The following is a 17,107-nucleotide window of genomic DNA, read 5'->3' on the forward strand; positions in this document are numbered from 1 at the left end:
CAGCTGAATCCTTTAATGCGAAAATCAAAGCCTTCAGAGCATCACTAAGGGGTATCGTTGATGAAAAGTTCTTTCTGTATCGACTTGCAAAGATTTATGCTTATCCCCACTAAATTTCCACTGAGCCTCTTTGACACGTTCTTCTTCCACACAGCAAACCAAACTATGGCTATGCATAATGCCATGCCGCCCACGGTGTAGCCCACACTGTACGGCAGTCCGAAGGCCGTATTCGACACCATGAGAAAAGTGGTGCATACGGTGGTCATGAACAGAGCCGGAATGAGTGTGATGACGTACGGCTTATTCTCGCGCACGAGATAGACGGTGATGGTCCAGAGGGCGAAAACGGAGAGCGTCTGGTTGGCCCAGCCGAAGTACTGCCAGATGGTGTTGAAGCCGTCGGGATTTTCCATCTGCCAAACGAGCATGGCAAAGGATGCGGCGAAGAGAGGCACACAGATATAGAGGCGGTTCTTCTTAGGACACTGGTTGAGCCTCAACGCCTGGGCAATGATCAGACGAGCGGAGCGGAACGCCGTATCTCCACTCGTTATCGGGGCAGCCACGACACCGAGCATGGCGAGCACGCCGCCAAGCAGGCCGAGCCAGTCCTTGCACACGAGATTTACCACCATCGGGGCGGAGGTAAGAAAGCCCTTGTCAGCGGCGCCGGCTATCTGCTCGTAGCCCGGCTGCGGCGCATCATACAAAAACCACATCGACACGGTGGCCCATACGAGAGCCACAAGTCCCTCGGTTATCATCGCACCGTAGAATATCGGGCGGCCCTTGCGCTCTGACCGCAGACAACGCGCCATGAGCGGACTCTGCGTGGCATGGAAACCGCTGATGGCTCCGCAGGCGATGGTGATGAAGAGACAAGGGAAGATGCTGTCGGTGAAGGTAGAAGGGCTGGCAGCCTTCCCCATGTTGCCGAGACCGTCCCACAACTCCGGCAGCTGCGGCATGCGCACCACAAGCACCGCCACGAGCGCCACTGCCATGAACAGCAGCGAGAAGGAGAAGAGAGGATACACCTTGCCGATTATCTTGTCAATAGGCAACATGGTGGCCACGACGTAGTAGGCAAAGATGAGCACTATCCACAGCGTAGTGGAGCCCCATATTCCGTGCAGAATCTCGGCCGGAGAGTAGACAAACACAGTACCGAGCATGACAAGCAGGAATACGGCGAACGCCAACAACACCTTCGACGCGCCACCGCCGAGATACTTCCGCACAAGCTCGGGCAGGTCGCAGCCACCATTGCGCATGGAGAGCATACCAGTGAAATAGTCGTGAACGGCTCCGGCGAAAATGCAGCCGAAGACAATCCACAAATACGCAGCCGGACCAAACTTGGCACCCATGATGGCACCAAAGATGGGACCTGTGCCGGCGATGTTGAGAAACTGTATCATGAACACTTTCCAGTAGGGCATGGCGACATAGTCCATGCCGTCGGCCTTTGCCACTGCTGGCGTGGGACGGTCATCGGGCGAGAATACGCGTTCCACGAAGCTGCCATATACAAGATAGCCCACAACAAGGGCAGCGAGAGAGATAAAGAATGTTATCATTACATCTTATTTTTAGTTATTGGGAAACAATTACTTAGTTAGACAAATATAGCTATATTATGTATAATCTATACGCAGGAGACTGTTCTTTTAACAAAGATTATACAAGGATAAGCGCTAACTACTTAGCACATGTCTTCTTACCTAAAAATATGGCTTCAATTCCGCCATGCAAATATCGTACAAAGAGTAAAAATCTGTTACAAAATAAAAATTGATTCTGGAGTTCTGGTTTGCTGTTTTTACGATGTTCTGCTGTGCAAACAGCACCCGAGCATAACAATAACGCCACTTTTATCATGCAATAGTGCCACTATTAGAGTGTAAAAGTGGCGCTATTACATGATAAAAGTGGCACTATTGGAGTGTAAAAGTGGCGCTATTGCAACACAAATAGACTTCTTGCTGCTTTCTTTTTATGCACACTTTTCTTACAGACCGTCTAAACCACTGTGTATAAACCGGTTACCCTTGCACGCTCAAAATTCAAGAATTTCGCACCAAAGATTTTGTTGTGCGCCGAACTCATAGTATTGAGCATCAGAAATGCAAATATTGTCTTCCCAAACATCAACTTTACGATGCTTACACGAAAAGAGACGAGGGAGCAACAGCAATGAGAAGATTTTGTGGCAGGACTTACTTTTCTTCTGCAATTTGCGTGATGCGCCTGATGTTTCTGTTGCGTTGCTTAATGATAAGCGGAACACGTTCTACCACCACCATAGAAGTATCGAGGCCCAATGCCTTAGGCTCGTCGATGCCTATCTTGCTGATAAGAGCGTAGAAAGTCATCAACAAGTTCTGCTGACGGTTGGCGGAACTCTCCGGATAATATACACGATGAATGATGATGAACCGGAAATCGCCAGGTATTCCGTTCTTACGAAGCGAAGGATAGGTGCTTCTTAAATCTACCTTCTTGCTTGCCACAAGGTCTTCCACCACTTGTCGCAGATAAAGACTCACACGTGGTTCTATGCGGAAACCTATGTGCATCGTAATGCTGTAGAGGGTGTCGGGAATCAGTGGCTCGCAGCTGTACTCGAGCGTGTCTGGAGTATCTACAAACTCCATATTTATAAACCAGTAATGATCGGCACGCTTGGGCTGCTTGTTGATGATGGAATAGAGCAGTTTGTCGTCTACTGCGCCTTCCTTGTCGGCATGGTTTACATAGACAAGATTGGAGGCGTACTTGGGGATGCTCTCGTCGGCTTTGATGTCGGAGATAATCTGATAATAGTCATCCAGCGGTTTGGTGCTGACATAATGGCGTCGTATCTTCATGGCCCGAACCCATACATACATCATCAGGAACAGGATTCCGCCAATGAGCATCGTACACCATCCTCCAGCGAGAAACTTCGACAGGTTAGCTGCCAGAAAGATGGCTTCGATGGTGCAGTATGCGCCCATAAACAATATCGTCAGGACTCGCGACACGCCCTTGCTGTGCAGGTAGAAACCGAGCAGAAGGGTGGTCATCAGCATGGTGATGGTGATGGCGAGTCCGTAGGCTGCCTCCATGTGTGAGGAGTCGCGAAAGAGCAGGATGATGAGAACCACGCCGATGTACATGGCAAAGTTGATCATCGGGATATAGAGCTGTCCCTTTACATGGGTAGGATGCTTGATTCGCATACGCGGCCAGAAGTGCAGGTTCATGGCTTCGCTCAATATGGAGAAGGTGCCGCTGATAAGTGCCTGGCTTGCCACGATTGCCGCACCCGTTGCCATGATGATGGAGAAGAACAGCATGCCCTGCGGCATGATGGAAAAGAATGGATTCACGGACATTGCTGTCGGAACATTGTTCAGCACCCAAGCTCCCTGTCCCAGATAGTTAAGAATGAGCATGGTCTTTACAAAGGCCCAGCTTATAGTGATGTTCTTCCTGCCACAATGTCCCAAGTCGGAGTAGAGAGCCTCAGCACCGGTGGTACAGAGAAATACGGCACCCAAAATCAAGAACCATTCAGGTGATTGTACCAGCAGAACAATAGCGTAGTAGGGATTGAAGGCTTTGAGTATCAGAGGGTAAGATGTGATGCTGACTGCTCCCGTCACGCCCAGCAGCAGAAACCATAACAGCATGAACACTCCAAACGACTTACCTATGCTCTCTGTGCCAAACCGTTGCACGAAGAAGATGATGGTGATGATGGCAAGTGTAATTGGGATGACCGGCAGATCAGGACTGATGCTTTCAAGTCCTTCGATGGCTGTGGTAACCGTAATGGCTGGGGTGATGATTCCGTCAGCCAACAAGGTGCTTGCGCCAATAATAGCCAATATGTAAATCCACTTGCTCTTGAGTCGGCGCAGCAGGGCGTAAAGGGCGAGAATGCCTCCTTCGCCATTGTTGTCGGCTCGCAGAGCCACACATACGTATTTGATGGTGGTCTGTAGGGTGAGTGTCCAGATGATGCAGGATAATGCGCCCAGTATGGTGCTCTCGTTGATGGCTTCGCCTGTATGGAGGATGGCCTTCATCACATATAGGGGTGATGTTCCGATGTCGCCAAACACGATGCCTAATGTGACGAGTAGTCCCAGGAAGCCAACCCGATGATGATTGAAGGCTACCGATTTTTCTGTCTCTTCTCTCATTTTAATTCTCTTTTTATTAAAAAAATGTTATCCTTTAGATTATTAAATTTGCGTGCAAAGGTATAAACATGAGAGGTAAGACAGGATTCGTTTAACAAGATTTATCAGATTTAACATATGATGCAAGACATGTAGAGAATTACAAGATGAATATAAGAATGGTGCGTATGAATGAGAATGGCTTATCATTTTGGTAGTTTTTGGCGGTTTTCTGGTATCTGATACATCAGCCTTTTCTCATACTTTTGCAGTCGGAATGATGAAGGTAAATATATAATGAAATATTACAGGTATAGATAAACGCTTTTATGCGACTTGTTGTATTGAGTCCGAACCTCTTTGTGTCAACTCTTTGGATAGTAGATACTCATGAGAGAACGGATGATTTCGCTGTACAGATAACCGAACGATCTACACCTTAGACCGAGGGTCGAGTCGATTACAGATGACAATGTGGAGTCAAATTGCTCCATGACCCGAAAATATTCCTCCGAAAGGAGTGAGTTTCTCAGATTTAATTTGTATCTTCGCCATGTCATATCAGAAAATAGAATATAGAAACTATGAATAAGAAAATGCTTATAACGTTTCTATGCTTCTCGGCTATATCACCGATGATGGCACAGGATATCAAGGGAAAGATTGTGGATGAGAAGGGACAACCATTGGCATTTGCCAATGTTGTGCTTCTGAACAGGCAGGATTCGGCTTTTGTGAAAGGCGTTGTAAGCGGTGAGGATGGACATTTTGCCATCGATTCGCCTTGCAACAATGGAATAATCAAGGTTACGTCTGTTGGATACAAGACAGTATGGAAGGATTGTGCGGGAGAGAATGCCGGTGTGATAAAGATGATGGCAGACAGCAAGATGTTGGGAGAAGTGGTGGTGAAGTCGTCTCTGCCTAAGACCATCCTTAAGAATGGAGGAATGACAACAACCGTTGCCGGATCTGTACTTGAAAAGGCAGGAACTATGGAGCACCTGCTCGACCGCATACCTAACGTATCTGCACAGAATGGCAACATCAAGGTGTTTGGACGTGGCGAGCCTATCATCTATATCAACGGACGGCAGATGAGAGACAGAAGCGAACTCGACCGTTTGAGTTCTGACAACATCAAGTCGGTAGAGGTAATATCCAACCCTGGTGCTCGTTATGCTGCAAGCACTAAGGCTGTTATACGTATCACGACAAAGAAGATACAAGGCGATGGATTCGGATTTGACGCTACAACAGAAGGATCGTACGACGAGAAAAATAACATTGGAGGATATGGTAGGCTGAATATGTATTACCGTAAGAACGGATTGGAGCTTGGCGCCTACGCCTATGGCTCAAAACAATCGTCGCCGGACGAGAAGGACTTGCAGCAGATGACCTATCTCGACAAGACATGGAACCAACAGGACAAAACACGTTGGAAGAACAAAACCGAAACTTTCAGTTCTCGCTTGAATGTCAGTTATCAGTTTGACAACAACAATTCGTTGGGAGCAAGCTTTAGTTTCTTGCGCAATCCAAAGCTAATAACAGACGGAAAGACGGAAGGATCTGTACTGAGAGATGAAGATCTGACTGAGACCAACACTTCTATCAGATCGGAGTTTGGGCAGAATAGCAACTTGTCAAGTAATATATATTATGTAGGTAAGGTAGGTAAATTGGGTATTGACTTCAATACCGACTGGTTTTGGTCGAAAGGAAACAATAAAAACAATATAGATGAGCATTATCAGGAAGTGAACTCGGATATGCAAAACCAACTTGTAAACAGTACCACTTCTAAGTACAACCGCCTGATAGCTTCAAAAATAGTGCTCTCTTATCCGCTCTTAGGTGGCGACCTATCTGTAGGTGGCGAGTATTCGTTCACCAATCGTAACACCAACTACGCCATCATACCAAATACTCTTGCCGACAATGTAAGAGACCGCATAAAGGAGGGCATGTCCTCTGCGTTCGTTACCTACAGTCGTGACTTTGGCAAGTTGAACATGGAAGCAGGATTGCGATACGAGAATGTTGATTTCAAATATTATGACGATGGTAAGTATATGGCGGAGCAAAGCAAGACTTACGGCAATTGGTTTCCGTCTCTCAGCCTTTCGATGCCGTTTGGCAATGTACAGATGCAGCTGAGCTATGCAGCCGACATCAATCGTCCTAACTACTGGGTATTAAGAAGCGGCGTGCAGTATAGCAATCACTATACATACGAGACCGGTAACCCGTTTCTTGTCTCAGAGATTTCAAGAAATACAAGTTACGACCTTGCCTACAAATGGCTTACGTTCAACCTGACTTATGAACATGTATCCGATCCTATTTATCAGACGGTGGAGATGTATAAGGACAATACCACCATCGGATTGATGAGAATGATAAACGGCAAATCGTACAATAATGTGACTTCTACGCTCAACCTGCAGCCCACTTTCGGCATCTGGCATCCTATGTTGTCAGCAATGGTCGAGAAGCAATGGTTCGAGTTGGAGACAAGAGACGGACGCTATCTGAACAAGCCGGTGGCGATGTTCCGATTCAACAACACCTTCGATACGAAATGGGCGATGTTCTCCGTTATGATGACTTACATCACAAAGGGATACGAGGAAAACCATTACATCTACAAGCCGATGTTCAACACCGACCTGTCTATATACAAGGGCTTTCTGAAGGACTGCCTGACTTTCCAGCTTTATGTCAACGACGTGTTTGGCACGAACGACAGTCACATAATAGGCAAGTACGGCAAACTGAAGGAAACAATCTTTGATGAGTTCTCAACAAGCAAAATATCACTGACTGTCCGCTATAAATTCAATACTACGAGAAGCAAGTATAAGGGAACGGGTGCAGGAGAAAGCCAGAAGAACAGAATGTAAGGAATACATCTTCATTGGGATTCCATAAAATAAAAAATCGGTCAAGCAAAGATGACAGCTCTTTGCTTGACCGATATTCTTTCTATCTGATTATCCATTCCGTAATGTTCCGTTCGTCCTTCACACTGAAAGCTATTCCTACTTTCACCACTTTCTTGCCACTAAGAGCGAATGCGTCAGCATAACGCTTTGCCTCTATTTGCTCAAGTGCCTCATTTGCTGACTTGTCAAACTTCAGTTCCATGATGAACACATGGTCATGGGTTTCGAGAGTGATGTCGGTGCGCCCCTTTGCCGTGCGCTGCTCCACAAGGATGCGATAGTCTGTCAGAAGGGCGAAGATGATGTAGAGCATCTGCTGATAATGACCCTCATACTATCTCCGTTGTAACATAATTCGGCAACAGACTTTCATACAGTCCGATGCTTATTTCCTTATTTGGTATGTCGAGTTTGTAGAGTTTCAGCTCCTTGTCATAGTCCTTTATCGTGATGTATCCGCTCTGGTATAGCAATGGTATAATGGACGTCATGTTCTCCGTGGGGGCATCGAACGACGACAGCTTGGCGTAGATATTGCCGATGCTTGAGGGGAGAACCTTAAACTTGCGCATCATTTCTATCAAGAATGTCGGTGTGCCCGACCCAAACCAATAAGCCCCGATTTTCTCTTTTGAGAAACAATTCAGCAGACTGTAAGGATTGAATATGTCGGGCGACGGATATGTGAAATGATAGCCGTCGTAATTGTCTGTAAGCTGCAGTATAGCTTCCTCTCTGGTGACGGACATTTTTTCGGCAAGACGGTCAATGTCGTCAGACATCTGCGTAAGCAATTCCTCTTTGGTGATGCCGCAAATGCCGGCATAGGCTTCGTCCATGCTGATATTGGTGATGTTGTTCAGCTCGCTGAAGATGCTGAGTTGCGAGAATTTTGTGATACCCGTCAGGAACACGAAGCGCAACATCGGCTCACACTGCTTCAACGGACTGTAGAAGTTGCGCATAAGATATCGCAAGCTTTCAAGCCGTTCGTCCTGATGAACCACATCCAGCAACGGAGCGTCATACTCGTCAATAAGCACAACCACCTGCTTGCCGGTCTTATTATAGACGGAAGAAATAAGATTTGCAAGGCGCACATTGGCATCCACAGCGTCACACTCTATGCCGAACCTGCGTTCGTTTTCTTTAAGAATATAGTCAAGGTATCTATTCAGCTGGTCTTCTTCCTGATGCTTGCCACCAGAAAGGTCGAAATGAAGCACGGGATATTCCGTCCAATCATTTTCCAACTTATCTATAGCCAAACCCTTGAAGAGTTCCTTGCGACCCTCAAAATAGCTCTGCAAGGTGGAGACAAGAAGCGACTTGCCGAATCTGCGCGGGCGACTCAAGAAGATGAATTTGCCGTCAGAATTCGCCATACGATATATATAGGCAGTCTTGTCTATATAAAGATTGTCATTCATGCGGATTTCCGAGAATGTCTGTATGCCTAAAGGATATAGTTTTCTTGCCATACTCTTGGGTTGTTTTCTATTACGATGCGAATATACAAAAAATATCTGAATAAACGCAAGAAACGCTGTCTTCTTATTGCTTAGTGTCCCATGCGTGAGAATACTTTACTTGACGGCCTTGTATGCCATTGCCTTAGCCTTTGCCACTGCCTTGTCAAACACGGTCTGTGCCTTCTTCTTGGCAGCGTCCGTCTTGGCGTTCTGCACGTTATCGTAGAGCGTCCAGAGCTTCAGCTTGGCTGTGGCTTCCTTGTAGGCATGAGTGAATCGGTTGGCTATTGCCTCCGTTGCAGCCTCTTCCTCAGGTGTGGCATAAGCATGCTTGTAGCCCTGAGTCTTGTTCCACAGACCACGCGTGAAGTCGGGGAATGCCACGGGAGCGCAGTCGTTGTCCATTGACAATGCGCCAAGCTCGGCGATGGAGCACCATTCAGCCAGGTCGTAAACGTCCATGTCAAGCGGCAGACCGTTTTGCAGACAATAGACGAGGCGTGCTGTCATGATGAAGTCCATGCCGCCATGTCCTCCCACTTCCTTAGCCAGCTTGCCGAACTTCTTGAGAATGGGATGTTCATACTTCTCTTCGAGAGCCTGCTTCTCTGCCTCAGGCATGAAGCTGTGCGTGGAGAGATTGTCCACCTGAGGCTGCACACCGCTCGCTGCAAGCTGCTTGCTGTCAAGAGCATAGCCTTCAATGGGATACTTGTTGGCGAATCCGCGCGTACCGGTAAGCTGATAGAGGCGGTTGTAAGGCTGCGGATTCATCACGTCGTGCTGCAGCTCGATGACCTTCTTGTTCTCCGTGCGGATGAGCGTAGTGGTGTGGTCGCCGTTGCGGAAGTCGTCACACGGCTTGCCGGTCTTAGCCTCCACAAGTTCCTTGCCGTGCACGCTCTTCGTGTCCATAGCAACAAGCGTAGCCATACGGTCGCCACGATGAATGTCGAGGAGCTGCGCCACCGGACCAAGACCGTGTGTGGCATAAATGTCACCACGGTTCTCACGGTTATATTTCAGACGCCATCCCAGCTGTTCGGGGTCCGAACCGTTAGGATTCTTCCAGTAATAGTCCCAGAATTCGTCAAGGTTATGGATGTATGCACCCTGCGCACGCAGAACCTCACCGAACACTCCGTGCTGCGCCATATTGAGAGTGCGCATCTCAAACCAGTCGTAGCAGCAGTTCTCGAGAATCATGCAGTTGAGCTGTTTCTGCTCAGCCAGATTGACAAGCTCCCAGCATTCCTCCAGATTCATAGCCGAGGGCACCTCGTCAGCTACGTTCTTGCCGTGCTCCATGGCATACTTAGCCACAATGGCGTGATGCTCCCAGTCGGTGGCTATGTATACAAGGTCGATATCGTCGCGACGGCAAAGCTCCTCATAGCCCTTCTCACCGGAATAAACGGCGGCAGGAGCCAGTCCGTGCTTGCGAAGCGTCTCGTTCTGCTTGGCGGCACGTGCCTCCACATAATCACAGAGAGCCACCACCTCCACGCCTGGTATCAGGGCGAAATCCGCTACTGCACTCGGTCCGCGCATGCCAAGACCGACAAAGCCCACACGCACCGTCTTCATCTTCGGGAGCGCCAGTCCGAGCACGTCCTTCTGTCCTGCGGGACGTTCGGGCGACTCAATCATTATCTTGCCTTTATTCCAATGCCATTTGGTTGAGGGAGAAAGAGATTGTGCGTTTGCCGACAGCGAGCCAAGGGACATCACAGCAGCAAAAGCCACGCTTAGTAATGTAGATTTGTTCATAGATGTTTGTTTGTTGATATATTATAGTGCAAAATTACCCTTTATTTTCCAACCACGTGCCGAAACCATGCTTTTTATTTGTGGATATAGCGCAAAAGCCGTAACTTTGAAAGTCTAAACACTAACAATTTATATGATGAAAACAAATCATACCAAGGCATTGGCGACCATGTTTATGGCTTTCGCCTTATCCGCTGCCTCCTATGCAGGAAGCAAAACGGACAAGACTGTAAAGATAAGAATGATAGAGACGACCGACGTGCACGGACGCTTCTTTCCGTACGACTTCATCAATCAGCAGCCTTCAAACGGCTCGCTCGCACGTGTGTCGTCTTACGTCGACTCGCTCCGCACCATCTACGGTGACCGTCTGTTGCTGATGGACGCCGGCGACGTGCTGCAAGGACAACCCGTCGTCACATATTATAATTATGAAAAGACCGACGCTGAGAACATCGCGGCATCGGTGAGCAACTTCATGCGCTACGATGTGCAGACTATGGGCAACCACGACGTGGAGACAGGACATGACGTTTACGACAAGTGGGTGAAGGAACTGAAGTGCCCTATGCTTGGAGCCAACATTGTCAGCACTGCCACCGGTCTACCCTACATGAAGCCTTACACCGTCTTCAAGCGCAACGGCATCAAGATAGCCGTAATAGGACTGATTACGCCGGGTGTGCCTTCATGGTTGTCGGAGGAGCTGTGGAGCGGACTCCGCTTTGAGGACGCCGTATCGTCAGCACGCAAATGGATGGAGGTGGTGAAGAAGAAGGAACGCCCTGACGTCATCGTGGGACTGTTCCACACCGGCATCAACGACCGCAGCCTCACCAATGGTTCGCTAAACGACGCCACACACGACATCGCGCGCCAGGTGCCTGGCTTCGACGTGATATTCTACGGACACGACCACTCCACTCATTACGAGGAGGTGAAGAGCGCGGACGGATCCGTAACCGTCATCGTCAATCCTGCCAACAACGCCATGTACGTTGCCGACGCGGAGCTTGAGGTGAGCAAGAAGGGACGTAACAAGAAGCTGAAAGTGAACATCGTGGACATGGGCAAGCGCCCTGTCAATCAGAAATACATGGACGCCTTCGAAAGTCAGATAGACGAAGTGAAGAAATACGTGGGTACGGAAGTCGGCTCGTTCACGACGTCTATGACGTCACGCGATTGCTATTTCGGTCCGAGCACACTCGTAGACTTCGTGCATGACGTGATGCTGAGCACAAGTGGCGCAGACATTTCGTTTGCCAGTCCGCTGTCGTTTGACGTAACCGTGAAGAGCGGTCCGGCAACTTTGGCTGACATGTATAAGCTCTACAGCTACGAGAACGATCTGTGCGTAATGACGATGACGGGCAAAGAGATTCGTCAGTATCTTGAGAAGAGCTATGACGGATGGGTGACAACAATGACATCTCCCGACGACCACCTTATATGTATGAATAACCGCGACGCGTCACGCGACAAGTTCTTCGGACTGAAGAAGCCTTTCTACAACCTCGATACCGCTGCCGGCATCATCTACGACGTGGACGTAACGAAGCCTAACGGAGAGCGCATCGTCATAAAGAGCATGGCGGACGGCACGCCGTTTGACGAGACCCGCACATATCGCGTGGCTGTAAACAGCTATCGTGCCGCAGGTGGTGGCGGACTGCTCACCAAGGGTGCAGGAATAGACAAGGCGCAGCTCGAGAGCCGCATCACATGGCGAGGCAACTACACCATGCGCGACTACATAATAAAGTACGTGCGCAAGCATTCGCCCATCACTCCTAAAACCCACAACAACTGGCAGTTCGTACCGACAGAATGGACAGCCCCTGCCGCCAAGCGCGACTATCAGACGCTGTGGGGAGAACGGGCGAAATGAATTAGGAGTTAGGAGTTTTGAATTAAAACAATTAGGGTGTGCATTCTTCCTTGAACAGGAAAAGAATGCACACCCTTGTTTTGTATATCATTTAATATTCCTACATATTATTAATGTAACGGCGCTTGGCTGTACGATAGAAGGCGGGGCGGAGGAAGACGGGGAGACGGAGACGACTGCCATTGGAGGTCAGACGCTCCATGTCTGCGCAGCGTTTCTGGGCAACACGTCTTGAGAGCCATATCTGACGGCAGTTCTTCGGAAGCATATAGAAGACGAGGAAGCCTATGGCTATGCCGATGGCTGTGCCTACGAACACATCGCCGAAATAATGTACGCCGAGATAGATGCGCGAGTATGCCACGCAAAGCGAGAGTGCGAAGAAGGCGAAGCCAATCCTCATACGCCTCGTCATCAGCGTTATGAAGGTTGCCACGCCGAACGAGTTGGACGCATGACTGGAGCAGAAGCCGTACTGACCGCCTCGATATCCGTTGACGTAATGGAGCAGATTCTCCACGCCCGGCGTATGCGACGGACGAAGACGCGCGAAGTAAGGCTTCATGACGTGGGACGTCAGCTGGTCGCAGAGCGTCACGGTCAGAGCTACGGCCAGGATTATCAGCACGCGCTGTCTGTTCTTTGCATCCGCCTTAAAGAGAAGATAAAGGAACACCAAGGCTATCGGCACCCACAACAGGCGGGAAGAGAAAACCTCTGACATGGAGTCCATTATGCTGCCTCCGTCGAAGTTGAGTGCCACTGTCGTGCTTGCGTCCGCTTTGTCAAGATAATCAATAATTGTGCTCATTAGATTTTAAAGAATTTTGTAGGTGCAAAGTTAGTATATTTACATGTAAAAATGAACATTTTCTCCAACATTTAGTACATATTATACAAATATTATTTTCTTACACTATTATTAAATCAAATCGCATATTAAAAAGGGGTACTGTACGTGCTCCTATAATGCAAAGTTAAGCATAATAAGCATACTGTGCAACCCATGTAATTGCGTTTTAGGATTGAAGTGCAGGAAAGGAGGGACAGACTGTTTAAAATCGTGCTTACGTAGTAATAATTTTTCGTTAATTTATCGAAAAAACGCCACTTCCGATGCAACATTACATACTTCTTGTACGTCTATATAAGTGAACCAAATTAAATAATACAATTATGATTTTATCAACAACACCAACCCTTGAGGGACACCCCATTAAAGAGTACAGAGGCATTGTTACTGGAGAAACCATTATCGGTGCCAACTTCATAAAGGACTTCTGCGCTGGCATACGCGACTTCTTCGGCGGACGAAGCGGATCGTACGAGAAGGTGCTGCGCGAAGCTAAAGACACAGCCATGCAGGAAATGATAGATAGAGCCAGCGAGATGGGATGCAACGCCGTTGTGGGCATCGACCTTGACTATGAAACTGTAGGAGAGACTGGTTCGATGCTGATGGTTACATGCAGCGGAACGGGAGTAGTTATCTGATACACTTAAATCACCTGACAGACTACAGACAACACATAATATGATAACAACACTCATTATCCTCGCCCTATCGGCAGTATTCTTCGCCATGGGCAAAGTTCGTTCCGACCTCGTCGCCTTGTGCGCCCTCGTCGCCCTTTTGCTCACAGGAATACTCACTCCGCAGGAGGCTCTCTCGGGATTCTCCAACTCAGTGGTGATAATGATGGTGGGACTGTTCGTCGTGGGCGGTGCCATCGTGCAGACAGGACTGGCTAAGAAAGCGTCGGGCAAGCTGATGACATTGGCTGGCGACAACGAGTTAGGACTGTTTCTGCTGCTTATGGTGGTGACGGCTGTCATCGGAGCCTTCGTCAGCAACACCGGCACCGTGGCTCTCATGATGCCCATCGTGGTGAGTCTGGCACAGAAAGCTAAGATAAGGGCGAGCCGCCTGCTTATGCCATTGGCGTTCGCCAGCAGTATGGGTGGCATGCTCACTCTGATCGGTACGCCTCCCAACCTTGTCATCCAGGACGCGCTGACGGAGAACGGCTTCGAGCCGCTTCGCTTCTTCAGCTTCCTCCCTGTAGGCATTGTCTGCATCGTGGTGGGCATCATCGTGCTGCTGCCTCTCAGCAAGCGCTTCCTTAACGGCAGCAAGAACCAAGACGGAGAGAGCCGTCCGGCACGCGGCAAGTCATTGGACGACCTCATGGAAGAATATCGTCTTACGGACAATCTCGCCGTCTTCACCGTCGGAGCCGACTCACTTGCCAACGGTAAGACTCTTGCCGAAATGGACATTCACCACCGTTACGGACTGACTGTACTGGAGGTAAGACGCATAAAGAAAGGCCATTCGCCGCTGATGAAGGAGGTGGAGCAGCGTCTTGCTGGACCTGACACGAAGCTTACGGACGGCGACATCGTATATGTGAGCGGCGACTGCAAGCAGGCGGAAAACCTTGCTTCTGACATGGGACTGAAGAAAGCCACAGAAGAAATAGCGTTCTATGATATAGGTATAGCCGAGATAGTGCTGATGCACAATTCTCGTCTGTGCGGCAAGACGCTGAAGGATGCCGGTCTGCGCCGACTCTATAATGTTAACGTGCTGGGCGTAAGACGTGGCGACAGCTACGTCAATGACAACCTTGCGGACATGGAGTTCCGTCAGGGCGACATTCTTCTGATTCAGGGGAAATGGAATAACATACAGCGCATCGCTGATGTGGCTGAAGGCATCGTGGTCATTGGTCAGCCGTTGGAGCAGGCATCACGTGTGACGCTTGACTATAAGGCTCCGCTTGCCGGTGTCATAATGCTCGCCATGATAGCGATGATGGTGTTCGACTTCATCCCCGTAGTTCCCGTCACAGCCGTAATGATAGCCGGACTGCTGATGGTCATTAGTGGATGTATTCGCTCCGTGGAGGCTGCTTACAAGACCATCAACTGGGAGAGCATTGTGCTCATAGCCGCCATGCTACCGATGTCGGTGGCATTGGAGAAGACGGGAGCATCGGCTCTCGTGGCAAGTCTGCTTGCCGACAATCTCGGTCAGGCAAGTCCTTATGCTCTTCTAGCCGGCATTTACTTCACCACATCGTTCCTCACAATGTTTATCAGCAACACGGCTACGGCTGTGCTTATGTCGCCCATTGCTCTCACTTCGGCAGCTGCCATCGGCGTAAGCCCCTACCCCATGCTGTTCGCCGTGACCTTGGGAGCAAGCATGTGCTTCGCCTCACCGTTCTCTACGCCGCCAAACGCACTGGTAATGCAGGCAGGCGGCTACACGTTTATGGACTATGTAAAGGTGGGATTGCCGTTGCAGATAATAATGGGAATCGTAATGATAGGCGTATTGCCGCTGCTGTTCCCGTTCTAAAATCTTAGACAAGAAGACATGATTTTTGACAGGAAGACATGAAGTACATGTTTTTTGACAGAAAGACATGAAGTACATGTTTTATTCTATCAATTCAAAACTTAACAAATAGGAAGAAAAGGCAAACTGTAGGAGCCTTTTCTTCTCATTTTATTATTTTTGACTTGCACATCCTTGCTCATTACGCTATTTTCATTGTTTCTTTAGTTTTTACTTCCTCCACTGCAAATTCCTAATTCGTAATTCCAAATTCAATATACGCTAAGCTCAGCAAGCTGATGCTTATCCATAGCATAATGCCTTGGACGAGTGGGCGTGCACCTACGCTGCGCAGGGTTTCGCGGGTGAGCGAAGCTCCGATGAAGAAGAGCGAGAGGGTGATGAGGTGCTTGGCAAGCTTGTTGACGGCTCCACTGAATGCGCCACCCATGCCGGCTACGCTGTCACCAAGGAGCGAGGCATTGCTGAGGATGTAGGTATTGAAGAGGATGGCAATGATAAACCAGATGATGAATCGTGGGACACATGAATACCACGGCTTCTGCTTGCCGCTCTCCACTGCCAACGACTGACGGAAGAAGAAGGGAGTGACGAGAGCCAGAACGACTATCCACAAGGCACGCGTAAGCTTGACGGTGGTTGCCACTTCCAAGGCGCTGACACCCTGCGATGCCACCAGTTCGGGATGCATCTGGTCGTAAGCCGCACCTGCTCCCACTACTGAAGACGTGTCGTGGATGGCTATTGCCGCCCACATACCGAACTGCTTCATCGTCATACCAAGGAAGTCGCCGATGTATGGGAATACGAAGAGGGCAATGCCGTTGAGCACGAACACCACGCCGAGCGCCACAGACATGCTCTCCGCCTTGGCACGTATGATGGGACCGACGGCGGCTATAGCCGAACCACCACAGATGGCGGTACCCGAACTGAGCAGATAACTGGTCTGCGAGTCCACCTTAAGGAGCTTTCTGCCGAACAGCCAACCAAGAGCCAACGTGCCGAACACGCTCACAATGGTGAACATCATTCCCTCGCTTCCGGATGCTAACGCCGCATTGACGTTCATTCCGAAGCCAAGTCCGATGACAGAATACTGAAGGAGCTTCTTCGACATCACCTTGTTGAAGTCGGGGAAGGTCTTGCCGAAGATAAGGGCGAAGGCGAAGCCCAATGCCAAAGCCACGGGCGACGTTGCCCAATGTGCTGCCCATGAAGCGCTGCCCAAATCCAAATGGAACACTTCTTCGGCGAAACCAAGCAGAAGTGACGCTCCGAGCAACGCCACAATAGCAATGTAGACAATCTTGTTTCGTGTCATATACGTATCTTTGTATGTTTATCCTTAATTCGGCTCAAATAATATTGTTGTGTTTTTAACAATCTGCATTTCCTTATGCAAATAACTGTTTTACCCTATAAAGATAGAACTTCAGATCATTCACTCCTCTGAATTCAGCCCTGAATGTTTTTAGCTT

Annotated in this window: 8 protein-coding genes and 4 pseudogenes; 5 read left to right on the forward strand and 7 right to left on the reverse strand. The window is 49.0% G+C overall.

The annotated features are described in order from the left end of the window. A pseudogene (locus CHL74_RS16595) lies at positions 1-113 on the forward strand (ISAon1 family transposase); the annotation flags it as partial. 27 nt (positions 114-140) lie between these two features. Here the strand turns inward: CHL74_RS16595 and CHL74_RS13255 are convergent. The 3 genes and pseudogenes from CHL74_RS13255 to CHL74_RS13265 all read right to left on the reverse strand — a co-directional run. Beyond that, positions 141-1,583: pseudogene (locus tag CHL74_RS13255) on the reverse strand (carbon starvation CstA family protein); the annotation flags it as partial. A gap of 639 nt (positions 1,584-2,222) precedes the next feature. Further along, positions 2,223-4,196, reverse strand: coding sequence for a KUP/HAK/KT family potassium transporter (locus tag CHL74_RS13260; protein WP_094881687.1), 1,974 nt, complete (start codon positions 4,194-4,196; stop codon positions 2,223-2,225). 356 nt (positions 4,197-4,552) lie between these two features. After that, positions 4,553-4,730 (reverse strand): annotated as a pseudogene (locus tag CHL74_RS13265) (IS1380 family transposase); the annotation flags it as partial. 29 nt (positions 4,731-4,759) lie between these two features. Here CHL74_RS13265 and CHL74_RS13270 point away from each other — a divergent pair. Beyond that, entirely contained in the window at positions 4,760-7,084 is a 2,325-nt protein-coding gene (locus CHL74_RS13270) for a TonB-dependent receptor domain-containing protein (RefSeq protein WP_094881689.1), read from the forward strand. Between the two features lie 82 nt (positions 7,085-7,166). Here the strand turns inward: CHL74_RS13270 and CHL74_RS13275 are convergent. Together CHL74_RS13275 and CHL74_RS13280 are read right to left on the reverse strand one after the other, a co-directional pair. After that, positions 7,167-8,607, reverse strand: a pseudogene (locus CHL74_RS13275) (ATP-binding protein). A 105-nt stretch (positions 8,608-8,712) separates the two neighbouring features. Beyond that, on the reverse strand, positions 8,713-10,368 hold the full coding sequence (locus CHL74_RS13280; RefSeq protein ID WP_094881690.1) for a Gfo/Idh/MocA family protein: 1,656 nt from the start codon (positions 10,366-10,368) through the stop codon (positions 8,713-8,715). 133 nt (positions 10,369-10,501) lie between these two features. Between CHL74_RS13280 and CHL74_RS13285 the strand changes: the two genes are divergently transcribed. After that, entirely contained in the window at positions 10,502-12,259 is a 1,758-nt protein-coding gene (locus CHL74_RS13285; protein ID WP_254923311.1) for a bifunctional metallophosphatase/5'-nucleotidase, read from the forward strand. Between the two features lie 100 nt (positions 12,260-12,359). Here CHL74_RS13285 and CHL74_RS13290 read toward each other — a convergent pair whose 3' ends face one another. Further along, positions 12,360-13,070, reverse strand: a complete 711-nt coding sequence (locus CHL74_RS13290) for a phosphatase PAP2 family protein (protein WP_094881691.1) — start codon at positions 13,068-13,070, stop codon at positions 12,360-12,362. 365 nt (positions 13,071-13,435) lie between these two features. Here CHL74_RS13290 and CHL74_RS13295 point away from each other — a divergent pair, with 365 nt between their 5' ends. Both CHL74_RS13295 and CHL74_RS13300 read left to right on the forward strand, forming a co-directional pair. Continuing rightward, positions 13,436-13,753 (forward strand): heavy metal-binding domain-containing protein, encoded by a 318-nt coding sequence (locus tag CHL74_RS13295; protein ID WP_094881692.1) that lies wholly within the window; start codon positions 13,436-13,438, stop codon positions 13,751-13,753. A gap of 40 nt (positions 13,754-13,793) precedes the next feature. After that, positions 13,794-15,626, forward strand: coding sequence for an SLC13 family permease (locus tag CHL74_RS13300; RefSeq protein WP_094881693.1), 1,833 nt, complete (start codon positions 13,794-13,796; stop codon positions 15,624-15,626). A gap of 232 nt (positions 15,627-15,858) precedes the next feature. Here the strand turns inward: CHL74_RS13300 and CHL74_RS13305 are convergent, their stop codons facing one another. Further along, on the reverse strand, positions 15,859-16,950 hold the full coding sequence (locus tag CHL74_RS13305; RefSeq protein WP_094881694.1) for a YeiH family protein: 1,092 nt from the start codon (positions 16,948-16,950) through the stop codon (positions 15,859-15,861). Positions 16,951-17,107 lie beyond the last annotated feature (157 nt).

It is taken from the genome of Prevotella sp. 885, from assembly GCF_002265625.1.
Classification (GTDB): domain Bacteria; phylum Bacteroidota; class Bacteroidia; order Bacteroidales; family Bacteroidaceae; genus Prevotella.